Annotated in this window: 10 protein-coding genes; 2 read left to right on the plus strand and 8 right to left on the minus strand. The window is 71.8% G+C overall.

Going from position 1 to position 15,171, the window contains the following annotated elements:
* Positions 1 to 34: 34 nt before the first annotated feature.
* Positions 35 to 769 (minus strand): arylamine N-acetyltransferase, encoded by a 735-nt coding sequence (locus ACIGW4_RS28035; protein WP_399583476.1) that lies wholly within the window; start codon positions 767 to 769, stop codon positions 35 to 37.
* 238 nt (positions 770 to 1,007) lie between these two features.
* On the opposite strand from ACIGW4_RS28035, the gene ACIGW4_RS28040 reads away from it, so the two are divergent.
* Entirely contained in the window at positions 1,008 to 1,538 is a 531-nt protein-coding gene (locus ACIGW4_RS28040) for a TerD family protein (protein WP_359588535.1), read from the plus strand.
* A gap of 130 nt (positions 1,539 to 1,668) precedes the next feature.
* Here the strand turns inward: ACIGW4_RS28040 and ACIGW4_RS28045 are convergent, their stop codons facing one another.
* Entirely contained in the window at positions 1,669 to 4,569 is a 2,901-nt protein-coding gene (locus tag ACIGW4_RS28045; protein WP_399583480.1) for a vitamin B12-dependent ribonucleotide reductase, read from the minus strand.
* 174 nt (positions 4,570 to 4,743) lie between these two features.
* Positions 4,744 to 5,253: a transcriptional regulator NrdR gene (nrdR, locus tag ACIGW4_RS28050; RefSeq protein WP_030325324.1), complete on the minus strand. Its 510-nt coding sequence runs from the start codon at positions 5,251 to 5,253 to the stop codon at positions 4,744 to 4,746.
* A gap of 437 nt (positions 5,254 to 5,690) precedes the next feature.
* Here nrdR and lexA point away from each other — a divergent pair, with 437 nt between their 5' ends.
* Positions 5,691 to 6,479 carry a transcriptional repressor LexA gene (gene lexA, locus ACIGW4_RS28055; protein WP_073819697.1) on the plus strand — a complete coding sequence of 263 codons (789 nt, stop codon included), beginning with the start codon at positions 5,691 to 5,693 and terminating at the stop codon, positions 6,477 to 6,479.
* Positions 6,480 to 6,574: 95 nt separating this feature from the next.
* On the opposite strand, the gene ACIGW4_RS28060 is transcribed toward lexA, so the two are convergent.
* The 5 genes from ACIGW4_RS28060 to ACIGW4_RS28080 form a co-directional block, all read right to left on the minus strand.
* Positions 6,575 to 8,545 (minus strand): ATP-dependent DNA helicase, encoded by a 1,971-nt coding sequence (locus ACIGW4_RS28060; RefSeq protein ID WP_123455761.1) that lies wholly within the window; start codon positions 8,543 to 8,545, stop codon positions 6,575 to 6,577.
* A 37-nt stretch (positions 8,546 to 8,582) separates the two neighbouring features.
* Positions 8,583 to 10,427: an IucA/IucC family protein gene (locus tag ACIGW4_RS28065; protein ID WP_398712246.1), complete on the minus strand. Its 1,845-nt coding sequence runs from the start codon at positions 10,425 to 10,427 to the stop codon at positions 8,583 to 8,585.
* Positions 10,428 to 10,502: 75 nt separating this feature from the next.
* Complete coding sequence (locus ACIGW4_RS28070; protein ID WP_399583485.1) at positions 10,503 to 11,159, minus strand: GNAT family N-acetyltransferase; 657 nt, start codon at positions 11,157 to 11,159, stop codon at positions 10,503 to 10,505.
* An 81-nt stretch (positions 11,160 to 11,240) separates the two neighbouring features.
* Complete coding sequence (locus tag ACIGW4_RS28075) at positions 11,241 to 13,112, minus strand: IucA/IucC family protein (RefSeq protein WP_399583574.1); 1,872 nt, start codon at positions 13,110 to 13,112, stop codon at positions 11,241 to 11,243.
* Positions 13,113 to 13,450: 338 nt separating this feature from the next.
* Positions 13,451 to 14,908: a diaminobutyrate--2-oxoglutarate transaminase family protein gene (locus ACIGW4_RS28080; protein WP_399583487.1), complete on the minus strand. Its 1,458-nt coding sequence runs from the start codon at positions 14,906 to 14,908 to the stop codon at positions 13,451 to 13,453.
* Between the last annotated feature and the right edge of the window lie 263 nt (positions 14,909 to 15,171).

Here is a 15,171-nt window from a genome sequence, read left to right on the forward strand (position 1 = left end):
CGTACGGGGCCGGAGAGCACCCCGGCAGACCCCGTCAGGCTCCCTCCTCGTGCAGTCGCTCCAGACCCGCGCGCTCCTCGGCGTCCAGTTCGATGCCGAATTCGGTCTCCAGGGTGGCGGCCAACTCGTCGGCGGTCAGGATCCGTTCCTCGGCCGATCCGTCGGGGCGCAGGATCGAGAACATCGCGCGCAGCAGGGATCGGCCGGCGCCCGCCCCCGGCTGCTGGGCCACGACCTGGCCGAGGAAGCGCGACTGCGGATGGCTGGAGCTGTAGTGGTTCAGGACGGTGAAGTCGCCGGGGTGGTAGGCCTGGGGCGAGAACGCGTACAGGTCCTTCCAGGCCCCCGGCCGCAGCGAGCGCAGCACGTGGACGCCCTCGTCCTCGACGTGAACGCCGAACGTCCAGCCGCCCTGCTCCACGCGTGCGCCGTCCCGCAGCGGCACGGGCTCCAGCAGCCCCTGCCAGCCGAACCCGACGTCGGCGAGCCACTGTTCGCCCTCGACCGTGACCGCGAGGAGCGCGTGGGTGACCGGTGGCAGCGTCGCGCCCCGCGAGCGGTTGCGCGCGCCGCGGCCGGCCACCTGGAAGCCGATCCGTTCGAGGGCCGCCGCGAAGAGGGAGTTCTGCTCGTAGCAGTAGCCTCCTCGGCGCCGCTCGACGAGCTTGGCCTGGAGGCTCTTCAGGTCCAGGGGCACCGGCCGTCCGAGGACGACGTCGAGGTTCTCGAACGGAACGGCCGCGACGTGGGCCCGGTGAAGGGCCGTCAAGGTCCGCAAGTCCGGGGCCAGTTCCCCGTACCGTCCGACGTCGTATCCGATTCGAGCCAGATATGCGTCGAGATCCAGCTCGTCACCGCTCCACAAACCGCTCTCCCCCTCAAGCGCCGGGTCCTCTGTCGTAGGCACATGACACCATGAGAAATCGGCCCATGACCAAGGGCTTTCGAACGGGTCGACGGTACGAGGCGAGGCGGGCGCGGGGGCGCGCGCGGAGAGGGGAAGCACCATGAGCGGACTCAACAAAGGGGTGGGACGCGTCGAGGTCACGCTCAAGTGGGACCCCGCCCCGGCCGGCGCACCGGCCCACGACCTGGACCTCGTCGCCGGGGTCTTCGCCGCGGACGACCCGCACGGCGCGCCGGTCCACCTGGTCCACTTCGGCAGCCGCTCCCCGGACGGCACGATCACGCTCCACCGCGACAGCCGTACGGGCCAGGGCTTCGGCTACGACGAGGCCATGACCCTGGAGCTGGACCGGCTGGACGCGCGGTACGCACGCGTGGTGGTGGGCGTGGCCATACAGCAGGGCGGCGGACGGCTGACCTTCGGCGACATAGCGAACACGGGCGTACGGGTCCGCGAGGGCTACGACGACCTGCTGACCCATGACTTCGCGGACGTCCCAGGGGCCCGTTCGGCGACGGTCGTGGAATTCACCCGCGACGAGGCGAACGGCTGGTCGTACCGCTCGATCACCCGCGGCTTCGACGCCGACCCGCAGACCTTCGGCACGCTCCTGGGCTCCGCGGTCTCCTGACGCCCGGCGGCACGCGCACGAAAACCCGGCCGCACTCACGCGAGAAAGGGGCGCCGACCGGTGGTCGGCGCCCCCTCACGGGCGACCTGGTGCGCTCAGCGGCTTCCGCCCCTCAGCGCACCGGGGCGGGTCAGCTGCAGCCGCTGGTCGAGCCGCAGCCCTCGCAGATGTAGCAGGAGCCGGCGCGCTGCATCTTCGTACCGCAGGAGAAGCAGAGCGGGGCGTCGGCGCTGATGCCGAGCTGCATCTCGACGAGCTCCGCCGAGGTGTGCGCCTGCTTCGGGGCCGGGACCTCGGCCTTGGCCACCGGAGCCGGGGCGGCGACGGCCTTCAGCTCCTGGGTGCGGGGCGCGGACTGGGCGAGGGCCTCGACGTCGACGTCCTCGTCGTCGGGCTGCTCGTACGAGCCGGTGTCGAGGTGGCGCTGGCGCTCCTCGGCCGAGTGGATGCCGAGGGCGGAGCGGGTCTCGAAGGGCAGGAAGTCGAGCGCCAGGCGGCGGAAGATGTAGTCGACGATCGACTGCGCCATCCGCACGTCCGGGTCGTCCGTCATGCCGGCCGGCTCGAAGCGCATGTTGGTGAACTTCGAGACGTAGGTCTCGAGCGGGACGCCGTACTGCAGGCCGACGGAGACGGCGATGGAGAAGGCGTCCATCATGCCGGCGAGGGTGGAGCCCTGCTTGGACATCTTCAGGAAGACCTCGCCGAGACCGTCGTCCGGGTAGGAGTTGGCGGTCATGTAGCCCTCGGCGCCACCGACGGTGAAGGAGGTGGTGATCCCCGGGCGGCCCTTCGGGAGGCGCTTGCGGACCGGGCGGTACTCGACGACCTTCTCGACGGCCTCGCGGATCGTCGCCTCGGACTTCGCGGTGACCTCGGCCTTCTCCTCCTCCTTCTTCTTGGCGGAGAGCGGCTGGCCGACCTTGCAGTTGTCGCGGTAGATCGCGAGCGCCTTGACGCCCATCTTCCAGGCCTCGAAGTAGACCTCCTCGACGTCCTCGACCGTGGCCGTCTCCGGCAGGTTCACGGTCTTGGAGAGGGCGCCCGAGATCCACGGCTGGATGGCGGCCATCATGCGGACGTGGCCCATCGCGGAGATGGAGCGCTCGCCCATGGCGCAGTCGAAGACCTCGTAGTGCTCGGTCTTCAGGCCGGGCGCGTCGATCACGTTGCCGTGCTCGGCGATGTGGGCGACGATCGCCTCGATCTGCTCCTCCTGGTAGCCCAGGCGGCGCAGGGCCTGCGGGACGGTGCCGTTGACGATCTGCATCGAGCCGCCGCCGACGAGCTTCTTGAACTTGACCAGGGCGAGGTCGGGCTCGAGGCCGGTGGTGTCGCAGGACATCGCGAGACCGATGGTGCCGGTGGGGGCGATGACCGAGGCCTGGGCGTTGCGGAAGCCGTTCTTGGCGCCGAGGCGGATGACGTCCTGCCAGGCCTCCGTGGCGGCGGCCCAGATCGGCGAGTCCAGGTCGTCCATGCGGACGGCCTTGGTGTTCTCGTCGGCGTGCTGCCGCATGACGCGCTGGTGCGGCTCGGCGTTGAGGGCGTAGCCGTCGTACGGGCCGACGACCGCGGCGAGTTCGGCAGAGCGCTTGTACGAGGTGCCGGTCATCAGGGAGGTGATGGCGCCGGCGAGGGCACGGCCGCCGTCGGAGTCGTACGCGTGGCCGGTGGCCATCAGCAGGGCGCCGAGGTTGGCGTAGCCGATGCCGAGCTGGCGGTAGGCGCGGGTGTTCTCGCCGATCTTCTGGGTGGGGAAGTCGGCGAAGCAGATGGAGATGTCCATCGCGGTGATGACGAGCTCGACGACCTTGGCGAAGCGCTCGACGTCGAAGGACTGGTTGCCCTTGCCGTCGTCCTTGAGGAACTTCATCAGGTTCAGCGAGGCGAGGTTGCAGGACGTGTTGTCCAGGTGCATGTACTCGCTGCACGGGTTCGAGCCGTTGATGCGGCCGGACTCGGGGCAGGTGTGCCAGTGGTTGATCGTGTCGTCGTACTGGATGCCCGGGTCGGCACAGGCCCACGCGGCCTCGGCCATCTTGCGGAAGAGCGCCTTGGCGTCGACCTCCTCGATGACATCGCCGGTCATGCGGGCGCGCAGGCCGAACTTCCCGCCGGCCTCGACGGCCTTCATGAACTCGTCGTTCACGCGGACGGAGTTGTTGGCGTTCTGGTACTGGACGGACGTGATGTCGTCGCCGCCCAGGTCCATGTCGAAGCCCGCGTCGCGGAGGGCGCGGATCTTCTCCTCCTCCTTGACCTTGGTCTCGATGAAGTCCTCGATGTCGGGGTGGTCGACGTCGAGGATGACCATCTTGGCCGCGCGGCGGGTGGCGCCGCCCGACTTGATCGTTCCCGCGGAGGCGTCGGCGCCGCGCATGAAGGAGACGGGGCCGGAGGCGTTGCCGCCGGAGGAGAGCAGCTCCTTGGAGGAGCGGATGCGGGAGAGGTTCAGGCCGGCGCCGGAGCCGCCCTTGAAGATCATGCCCTCTTCCTTGTACCAGTCGAGGATGGACTCCATGGAGTCGTCGACGGACAGGATGAAGCAGGCGGAGACCTGCTGGGGCTGGGGCGTGCCGACGTTGAACCAGACCGGGGAGTTGAAGCTGAAGATCTGGTGCAGGAGGGCGTAGGCCAGCTCGTGCTCGAAGATCTCGGCGTCGGCGGGCGAGGCGAAGTAGCCGTGGTCCTCGCCGGCCTTCGTGTACGTCTTCACGATCCGGTCGATGAGCTGCTTGAGACCGGTCTCGCGCTGCGGGGTGCCGACCGCGCCGCGGAAGTACTTGCTGGTGACGATGTTGACCGCGTTCACCGACCAGAAGTCGGGGAACTCGACGCCGCGCTGCTCGAAGTTGATCGAGCCGTCGCGCCAGTTGGTCATGACGACGTCACGGCGCTCCCACGCCACCTCGTCGTACGGATGCACGCCGGGGGTGGTGTGGATGCGCTCGATACGCAGGCCCTTGCTCGCCGACTTGGCTCCCTTGGTGCGGGAACCACGTGCCGGGCCGCTCGCCGTCTCTGTCATGCCGCCTCCCATATACGGGCAAAACACACTTTGGCACCCAGATAGTCCCAGGGCACCGTCTTCTGTACGTCGTTCTGTACTGCTGCCACAGGGACCACAGGGGGTCGCCCGGGGCACGTCTGCCGGGCCGCTCGGCGGCCGGTCGCCGGGCCGCCGAGCGGCCCGGACCGCCGGTCAGTCGGCGGCGGTGGCGGGAACGGGGACCTCCGGGGTCGCGCCGGTCCCACGGTTCTCAGCGGGAGGCCGCACGCGGAGTTCCGCGATGGCGGCCTCGAAGTCTTCGAGGCTGTCGAAAGCCTTGTACACGGACGCGAAGCGCAGGTAGGCGACGAGGTCGAGCTCCTGCAAGGGGCCGAGGATGGCCAGGCCCACGTCGTGGGTGGTCAGCTCGGCGCTCCCGGTGGCGCGCACCGCCTCCTCGACCCGCTGGCCGAGCTTGGCGAGGGCGTCCTCGGTGACCGGTCGCCCCTGGCACGCCTTGCGCACACCGGAGATGACCTTGGTACGGCTGAAGGGCTCGGTGACGCCGGAACGCTTCACCACCATGAGCGAGCACGTCTCCACCGTCGTGAAACGACGGGAGCAGTCGGGGCACTGGCGACGGCGTCGGATCGACGTCCCGTCGTCGGTGGTGCGACTGTCGACGACGCGGCTGTCAGGGTGCCTGCAGAAGGGGCAGTGCATAGGTTCCAACCCTCCTCATGGCACGACTGACGAGCCTCGCCCGGCCCGTCAAGGCCCCGCGAAGCGACCACCAGCATAGGTGATGCGGGCACCCCCGGCAGACCGAGGACCACTACCCCTGGGCGGTCGATGCCATCCAACCACTAGATCTTGGGTTAGGGGCGCTTCCCCCGCTCCGCGTGTCGTGACGCGGGCGCTCCCGGGGATCCACACCTCCGGATGCGACACTGGGGCGGCACGCCGCTCGCTCACGGCCCAGCGGCGAAGGCTATCGCAACGACCGATTCGGGACGGCGACGCCGGCGCACCCATACACCTCCGCACATACGCACGTAAGGCAATCTGCGAATTTTCACTCGAACGTGTGTTTGGCGCAACCTTTCGAAAGCCACTACCGTTGTGCCAGGCAGGGAGACCATTCGAGAGGGGCCGACGACGTGACCACCACCGCAGACAGTGCCACCATCACCGCCCAGGACCGCTCCCAGGGCCGACTCGAGCCGGTGCACGCCATGAACGAAGTGAGCATGAACGGCGAGGAGCCAGGGCGACCCGCCCGCGCCCTCCCCGGACGACCTCCAGGCATCCGCGCCGACAGCTCCGGGCTCACCGACCGGCAGCGCAGGGTCATCGAGGTCATCCGTGACTCGGTCCAGCGGCGCGGCTACCCGCCGTCGATGAGGGAGATCGGGCAGGCGGTCGGCCTCTCCAGCACCTCCTCGGTGGCGCACCAGCTCATGGCACTGGAGCGCAAGGGCTTCCTCCGCCGCGACCCCCACCGGCCCCGCGCCTACGAGGTCCGCGGCTCCGACCAGCCGAGTACCCAGCCGACGGACACCACCGGCAAGCCGGCCGCGTCGTACGTCCCGCTGGTCGGCCGCATCGCGGCCGGCGGCCCCATCCTGGCCGAGGAGTCCGTCGAGGACGTCTTCCCCCTCCCCCGCCAACTGGTCGGCGACGGCGAGCTGTTCGTCCTGAAGGTCGTCGGCGACTCGATGATCGAGGCCGCCATCTGCGACGGCGACTGGGTCACCGTCCGTCGTCAGCCCGTCGCGGAGAACGGCGACATCGTCGCCGCGATGCTCGACGGCGAGGCCACCGTCAAGCGCTTCAAGCGCGAGGACGGCCACGTCTGGCTCCTCCCGCACAACGCGGCGTACCAGCCCATCCCCGGCGACGAGGCCACCATCCTCGGCAAGGTCGTGGCGGTGCTGCGGCGGGTGTGACCCTCCCCGCCGGCTCTGACCGGGCCCCGGGACCCACTGCGCCGGTCCCGGGGCCCTGCCGTGTCCTGACTTCCCTGAGCCGCCGCCTTGACTGCCTAGCCCGCCGCCTTCGAGGCGGCGTCGATGGCCGCGAGCGACTTCCGGACCTGGTTGCGGTCCGTCGTGTACCAGAAATCGGGCAGTGAGGCCTTCAGATAGCTGCCGTAGCGGGCGGTGGCCAGCCGGGGATCGAGGACCGCCACGACGCCCCGGTCGCCGGTGGCCCGCACCAGCCGGCCGGCGCCCTGGGCCATCAGCAGGGCGGCGTGCGTCGCCGCGACCGCCATGAAGCCGTTCCCGCCGGCTTCCTCGACGGCCTTCTGCCGGGCGCTCATCAGCGGGTCGTCCGGGCGCGGGAACGGGATCTTGTCCATGACGACCAGCTGACAGCTGGGCCCCGGGACGTCCACGCCCTGCCAGAGCGAGAGCGTGCCGAAGAGACAGGTCTTCGGGTCGGCCGCGAAGTTCTTGATCAGCTCGCCCAGCGTGTCCTCACCCTGGAGCAGGATCGGCAGCTCCGGGACCCGGGTCCGCAGCTCCTCCGCCGCCTGCTGCGCGGCACGCATGGAGGAGAAGAGACCGAGGGTCCGCCCGCCGGCCGCCTGCATCAGTTCGGTGAGCTCGTCGAGCATGTCGCTCCGCTGCCCGTCGCGCGCGGGGGGCGAGAGGTGCTTGGCGACGTAGAGGATGCCCTGCTTCGGATAGTCGAACGGGGAGCCGACGTCGATGCCCTTCCAGACGGGCAGGTCGTCGCCCGTGGTGCCCTCGGGGGCCAGGCCGAGCGAGGCCCCGACCCCGTTGAAGTCGCCGCCGAGCTTGAGCGTGGCCGAGGCGAGCACCACGGACCGCTCCGTGAACAGCTTCTCCCGCAGCAGGCCCGAGACCGTCAGCGGCGCGACCCGCAACGAGGCCCCGAACCGGTCGTGACGCTCGTACCAGACGACGTCGTACTCGGAACCCTGGGTGATCCGCTCCGCCACGCCGTGCACGGTCTCCACCGAGGCCATGGCCTGCTTGCGGACTGCGTCCTCGTCCTGCACGGCCCGGTCCCGGGTGTTCCCCAGGGCCGTGATCACGGTGCGGGCCGCGTCCCGCAGCGCCATCAAGGCGTACGCCAGGTCCTCCGGGATCTCCTCCAGGCGGCCCGGCAGCGCCAGCTCCATGACCCGCTCGAAGCCCTCCGCGGCGGTCTGCAGCTGGTCGGCCGCCTTCTCGTCCACGAGCTTCGCGGCCCGGCGCACGGCACGGTTGACCTGGCCCGGCGTGAGCTCGCCGGTGGCGACGCCCGTGACCCGGGACACCAGCTCATGGGCCTCGTCGACGATCAGCACCTCGTGCTGCGGGAGCACCGGGGCGCCCTCGATGGCGTCGATGGCGAGCAGGGCGTGGTTGGTGACGACGACGTCCGCGAGCTTGGCGCGCTCGCGGGCCGCCTCGGCGAAGCACTCCGGCCCGTACGCGCACTTGCTCGCGCCGAGGCACTCCCGGGAGGAGACCGAGACCTGGGCCCAGGCCTTGTCGGAGACGCCTGGCGTCAGGTCGTCCCGGTCGCCGGTCTCCGTCTCGTCCGACCAGTCCCGCAGCCGCAGCAGGTCCTGCCCCAGTTTGCTCGTGGGCGCGGCCGCCTCGAAGGGGTCGAAGAGGCCGTCCTCCTCGTCCTGCGGGACGCCCTCGTGGAGCCGGTGCAGGCAGAGGTAGTTCGACCGGCCCTTGAGCATGGCGAACTGCGGCCGGCGGCGGAGCTGCGGGTGCAGCGCCTCGACCGTCCGGGGAAGATCGCGCTCGACCAGCTGGCGCTGGAGCGCCAGGGTGGCCGTGGCCACCACCACCCGCTCGCCCTGGGCCAGCGCCGGCACGAGGTAGCCGAGCGACTTGCCCGTGCCGGTGCCGGCCTGGACGAGGAGGTGCGAGTTGTCGTCGATGGCCTCGGCCACGGCCTCGGCCATGGTGACCTGGCCGGGTCGCTCCGTGCCGCCGACGGCGGAGACGGCGGCGTGGAGGAGGTCGGGGAGGGATGGCTTCGTCATAGCCCTCCCACCCTACGGGGCGGGACTGACAGCCGGGTCACGCGAGTGGATTGGGGACGGTTCCGTGGACGGCCGCGTGCGGACGGTCGGGCCGGTCCCGGTAGCCGTCCAGGTGCAGACGGTTGCGGTTGAGGCAGAGCCGCTCGATCCGCGGGGTCAGGAGGTCGAAGAGCTCGAACCGTTCCTTCAGCTCGGGGAAGCGTGTCTGGTACCGCAGGATCTCGGCTCGGACGAGGCCCCAGAATTCCTCCTCGGGCACGCCGAGTTGCTCCTCGCAGAGCGGCGCCAGGTAGCGGAAGACGCCGACGAAGAGCCCCGAATGGATGAACTGGGTCAGGAATCCGGGCTCCTCCGTCAACAGGACGCCGCGGACATCATCCGGGAGGGTGGCGTGTTCGGGGAGCGGGTGGGCACTGATGTTCACATCGTCGACGAAATCCTTGATCGCCAGTCGGACCGGGACGTCGTCGCCGTCGAACACCACGATGGCGTTCTCGCCGTGGGGCGAGAAGACCGTGCCGTACCGGTAGAGGAAATGCAGCAGCGGGGGGAGCAGAGCGGTGAAGAGGTGCTGGAGCCAGGTCGCGGGGGCGAGCCCCGAGCGTTCGACGAGCTCGGCGGTGAACGCCCGGCCTTCCGGGTCGGTGTGGAGGAGCGAGGCGAGGGTGCGGGCCCGCTCGCCCGGGGGGAGCCTCAGCGGCTCTCGCCAGATCGCGCCGAGCAGTTCCTTGTACTGGTACGGGACTTCGGGAAGCCGGTCGTACAGGGGGTGCTCGACCGTGACGGAGGCGACCTCGCCGAGGAGGATCACTCCGCACTCGTCCCGCAGGAACGGATCGGCTTCGCGCAGGCCGTGGACCCAGGCGGTCACGGCGGGCGCGGCGAGGGTCCGCTCGGTGGGCAGTCCGCGCCAGACGAGGGTGTTGAGCACCGACAGGGGCAGCTTGACGGTGTGCCGGTCGGGGCGGCTGGTGTTGAGGAAGGTGCGGACGGACTGCTGCGGCAGCCGGAGGTCACCGTCGGCGGGGAGCGGGACGACGGTCCCGGCGGCGATGGCCGGGGCGTAGAGCGGGAGCAGGACCTCGTCCCACTGCCAGGGGTGGACGGGCAGCAGGAGGTATTCGTCGGGCTCGTGGCCGCGGGCGGTCAGGGCGGCCCGGAAGGCCTCGTGGACGTCGGGGTCGAGCTCCCGGGCGTAGAGGCGGTCGGGGGTCTCCAGGCCCGCCACGCCGCGGTAGGCGGCGAGGTGGTTGCTGACGGCGATCCACGGCAGCCGGGTCGCGCGGCGCGCCTCGGGCGCCCAGTGGGCGGCGTCGGTGGCGGAGAAGCCGACGCGTCCCTTGTTGAGGACAAGCCAGGGATGGCCCGTCTGATGGCCTTCGAGCTCCGCGTAGGACAGCTCGGCGAGCCGGTCGGCGGTGAGGGCCGTGTGGTCGAGGCGGGCGTCGGCGGCGAGGGTGGCGGAGAGTTCGCGGATCAGGTGGCCGAGGGTGGCGCCGTCGAGTCGGAGGAGGTGACGGGCGCGGACCAGGAAGTCGAAGGGGTCGGTGAGGGGCCGGCCCTCGTGGGTGATCGAGTCGGCGGTGACGCGCCAGCTGCCGTAGGCGCCTCGGCGGGCATGGAAGGCGAGGGTGGTGCCGTCGTCGAGCCGTAGCACGTGACGGTCGGGCTCGCCGTCGCCGGTGGGGGCGGGTCGGACGATCTCCTCGTAGGCGAACTCGGAGAGGGCCTTGGCGAGGAGACGGGAGGACGCCCGCGTCCAGGCTGCGGCGTTCAGCTCGGGGGGTGCGAGCAGTTCGGGCACCGGGACGGGGCTCTTCGTGGGAGCCGGGGCGGCCGGGGCGGATGGTGCGGAGTCGTGAGGTGCAGGGGGTGTCGACACGAGGACTCCTCGGGATGGGCGCCGCTGTGGGCGGGCGGCGCGTATGAGAGAGGGACGGTTCATGGAAAGGGCTGTTCACAGAACGTGACGGAGGGCCCGGTCACGGATCATGAGCGCGGCCGTTTTGTCGGGAAGGTCGACTTCCGCCGCGTAGCGGAAGCCGCCGCTGAGGAAGGCGGAGACGGAGGGGGTGTTGCGGATGTCGGGTTCGGCGAGGACGCGGGTGCAGCGGGGACGGTGGTCGAGCACCAGATCGGCGACGGCGCGCAGCAGCGTGGTGCCGACGCCACGGCCCCGGTCGGTGACGCCTCCGATCAGCAGATGGACCCCCGTGTCGTGGGGAAGCGCCGGGTAGTGACGGGCGAGCGGATCGAGGTCGGCACGGTAGATCTCGAAGTAGCTCATGGGCGTGCCGTCGAGGACGCCGAGGCAGGGGACGCTCCGGCCGTCGCCCTCGAGTTGGGCACGGACGTGTTCGGCGGTGACGGTGTCGGGGCCAGCGAGCTCCCAGAAGGCGGCGACGGCGGGGTCGTTCATCCACCGGGCGAGCAGGGGCAGGTCCCGTTCGAGCCGCACGGGTACGAGCCGGAAGGAGCCGACGGGGGTGTCGGCGGGCTCCCAGGCGGCGACGGAGTCGAGCAGGTCGCCGTCGAGGAGGGCGACGAGGTCGTCGACCCTGAGGTCCAGGGTGTCCTCCCCCGGCGGGTCGACCGGTGGGCGGGTGGGTGACACGGTGTCGCTCTCCTCTCGGCGGTGCGGTCGGGGCGGGCGTGTGTGGGACGGCGCCGGCACCGGTTCGGGTACGGCGCGGGTTCAGGTACGGAGGGGGTTGGTGACGGTGACGTAGACGGACTGGGTGTCGACGGGTCCGACGAGCTCGTCCAGGCCGTGCAGGCGGGTGAGGAGGTTGGCCTTGCTGCGCAGGGTCGCGGCTTCCAGGAGCCGGTGGGGAAGGGGGGAGCCGAGCCCGGTGGAGGAGGTGAGGAAGCTGCGGAAGGCGGCGAGCAGGACGCGTTCGTCGGCGAGGTGCTGGGCGCCGAACGCGCCGATGAGACCGAGGACGTTGTTGATGCCGAGGTAGTAGGCGAAGCGCTCGTCGGTGACCTGGTCGGAGACGAAGGTGTCGCTGTCGGCGCCGATGCCGGGGAGGCGGCTTTCCAACTCGCCCCGGTGGGACTCGCGGAAGTAGTAGCCCTGGTTGTCGCGGTAGCGGCCGCCGATCGGCCAGCCGTTCGGGTCCAGGAGCACCAGGGTGTTCTGCTGGTGGGCCTCCAGGGCGATGCCGGCGTGGCCGTCGAGCCAGAGGACGGGGCGGACGACCTGGTCGAGGTAGCGGAGGAACCACTCGGCGGCGACGGCGGTCGTGGGGCGGCCGGTGCGGGCGGAGAGCCGTCCGATGACGTCGGCGAGCCGGGAGCGCATGGTGGTGGTTCCGGGCCAGGGCCGGGGGGCGGTGAGGGAGGCGATGCAGACGGCGTCGTCGCCGGGACCGAAGGGGTTGTGGCGGATCATGACGTCGAGTCCGGGGACGGGGGTGCCGTCCGGGGCGTCGACGGCGAGCCAGGCGGGGTCGCGGACGATGTCGAAGCCCGGGTGGGCGGCCTGCCACTCGTCGACGAGGCCGGTGCGGAGCAGCCGGTGGACCTCGACGCCGCGGTGGAGTTCCTTGCGGAGGTTCTCGCGGCGGGAGTTGGTGATGCGCAGGCCGAGGGAGAGCTTGAGCATGGCCCGGGCGCCGGGGCGGTGCACGGTGCGGACGGAGGAGGTGGGGTGCCAGGGGGTGCCGTGGGGGCCCAGGTCGTGGAGGAGGCCCGCGTCCAGGAGGGCGCGGACGTCGGAACGGTGCAGGAGTTCACGGGCCTGCCAGGGGTGCAGGGGCAGGGGGGTGGTGCCGGCGGGGAGGGCGAGCCCTTCGGCGAGTCCGGAGGCGAGCTGTTCGGCGGTGACGGGCCGGCCCTGTTCGGTCCAGGCGGAGTCGGCGGCGAGGACGGTGCGGTCGACGGCGAACCAGTGGAGGGGGAAGGAACCGTGCAGTTCGGGTGAGTAGAGCCGCCCCTCGGCCTCGGAGAGTCCTTCGCGGCTCTTGGGGGTGGGGTGGAGCGGGTGGCCGAGCAGCAGGGACTGTTCGGCGGCGAGGAAGAGGTCTGCGTCCGGGTGCGGTTCGGGCCTGCGGCGGCGCTCGGTGAGGAAGTCGGCGGTGCGTCGGGCGGAGTCGGCGACGCGGCCGACGAGATCGGTGCCCTCGGAGCGGCCCGTCTCCCGGCTGAGCAGGACGGCCACCGTGACGGCGTCGGCGGCCAGCGCCGTGGCCGGGAGTCCTTCGAGGGCGGGGGTGCCGAAGCGGTGCCAGCCGGTGGGCGACCAGTAGCGGACGGGGACGAGGAGGGCGGTACCGCTGGCGTCGAGGGGGATGCGCAGGGTGGTGGCCCCGGGGGCCGGCAGGTTCTTCTCCCGGACCCAGCAGCGGAGGAGGTTCTCGACGGCGGCGGCGTCGGCGGCGCGCCGCGGGTCGGGGTCGTCCAGCGGGTCGGGGGCACCGGCCGGGCGAAGGGGCCGGGGTTCGTACGGTCCGGTGTGCTGGCGCGGGACGGTGGGCTCGTCGGAGCCGAGCTGATCCGGCCCGGCCTCCTGCCCCTGGACGCTCCGGCGCTCGACGTGGAGGGCCGCGGAGGAGAGGGCCTCCATGGAAAGGGACGCCGCGTGGGAGGCCTCGGGACGGGGGGCCTCAGGGCGGCGGGGGGCCTCGGGACGGGGGGCCTCGGGACGGATGGTCTCCGAGCGGGGGACGCTCCCGTGGCCGGGGAAGGCCTCCGCATGGCGGGCCTCAGGGCGGGGGGCGTCCGCATGGCGGGCCTCGGGGCAGGAGGCCTCCGCATGGCGGGCCTCGGGGCGGGGGGCGTCTGTGTAGCGGGGGGCGTCTGTGGGGTGGGGCGTTTCCAGGGGGTGGTCGGTGGTGGGGGTCGGGGAGGTGGGGGTGGCGTTCACGGGGGTTTCCTTGGGGGTGGGGGCCGGGACGGTCCGGGTCAGTGGGACGGGCCGGAGGCGTGCCGGGAGGTCGTGACCCGACGGGAGGCGGGCGGGTGGGGGGTGTGGGCCCGTTCGGCCGCGGCCAGGGCGTCGGCGAAGCGGTCCAGGACGGCGGTGGCCTGCTCGTCGGTGAGGGTGAGCGGGGGCAGGAGCCGGACCACGGCGGAGTGACGGCCGCCGAGTTCGACGATGAGGCCCCGGGCGAGGCACTCCTGCTGGACGGCGAGGGCCAGCGTGGGGGCGGGGGGCGGGACGGAGTCGTCCGGTCCGGCCGCGCCGGGATCGACGAGTTCGACGCCGATCATCAGGCCCCGGCCGCGGACCTCGCCGACGCAGGGGTGGGCGGAGGCGAGGCCCTGGAGCCGGCCGAGCATCCGGGCGCCGAGGATGCCGGCCCGTTCGGCGAGCTTGTTCTCGCGGACGTACGCGAGGGTGGCCGTGCCGGCGGCCATGGCGAGTTGGTTGCCGCGGAAGGTGCCGGCGTGGGCGCCCGGTTCCCAGGCGTCGAGTTCCGACCGGTAGACGATGACCGCGAGTGGAAGGGAGCCGCCGATGGCCTTGGAGAGGACCATCACGTCGGGCACGACGCCGCTGTGCTCGACGGCCCAGAAGGCACCGGTGCGGCCGACGCCGGTCTGGACCTCGTCGACGACCAGGGGGATGGAGCGGTCGGCGGTGATCCGGCGCATCCGGCGCATCCAGTCGTCGGGGGCGGGGATGACCCCGCCCTCGCCCTGGACGGCCTCGACGATCATTCCGGCGGGGGTGGTGACGCCGCTCTTGGGGTCGTCGAGGAGGTTCTCGGTCCAGTGGGCGGCGAGTTCGGCGCCGCGCTCGCCGCCGACGCCGAAGGGACAGCGGTACCGCTGCGGGTAGGGCAGTCGGGTCACGCGGACCTCGGACGCTCCGCCGGAGGCGTCGAGGGCTCCGGCCGTCATGCCGTGATAGGCGCCGGTGAAGGCGAGGAGCCCGCTCCGGCCGGTGGCGGTCCGGACGAGTTTCAGGGCGGCCTCGACCGCGTCCGTGCCGGCGGGGCCGCAGAACTGGATGCGGGCGTCGTCGGCGAGCGTGCCGGGGAGGGTGGCGAACAGCTCGGAGGTGAAGGCGTCCTTGACGGGGGTGGCGAGGTCGAGGACGTGGAGGGGCGCGCCCGAGTCGAGGACCTTCCTGATGGCCTCCAGGACCACGGGGTGGTTGTGCCCGAGGGCGAGTGTCCCGGCGCCGGACAGGCAGTCGAGGTAGCGGCGGCCGTCGGCGCCCTCGATGGTCAGCCCCCGGGCCCGCACGGGGACGATCGGCAGGGAGCGGGCGTAGGTGCGGGCGGCGGACTCGCGCTGGGACTGGCGGCGCAGGATGCCCTCGTACTCGCCCCCTTGGTTCGTCGGTCGGTCCGTCGGCCGGCTCTGCGTGCGCGCGGCCGGTGCGACGGCCGGAGCTGGTTCGGTCACGGCCACGGCTCGGTGTCCTCCCGCTGTAACAGTTGCGTTGCACATCGGGGCGTCGCGGAGCCGCAGCAAAGGCCGTCCCGAACGCCGCCGTTGTGTCCCCCGTCCGTACCAACGACGGGAACTGCCGGGGATCACGGGCCGGAGGGGAGGAACTTGGCGTGTCCCGGATCACGGCACGGCAACGGCTGAGCGGTGCCCGGAACCGCCGGTGGGGCGCGTACCGTCCCCTCCGGCACCGGCATAGTGGGGGCCGTCGGTCGTGTCCGCGA

It is taken from the genome of Streptomyces sp. NPDC053513, assembly GCF_044544765.1.
GTDB classification, from domain to species: Bacteria; Actinomycetota; Actinomycetes; order Streptomycetales; family Streptomycetaceae; genus Streptomyces; species Streptomyces litmocidini.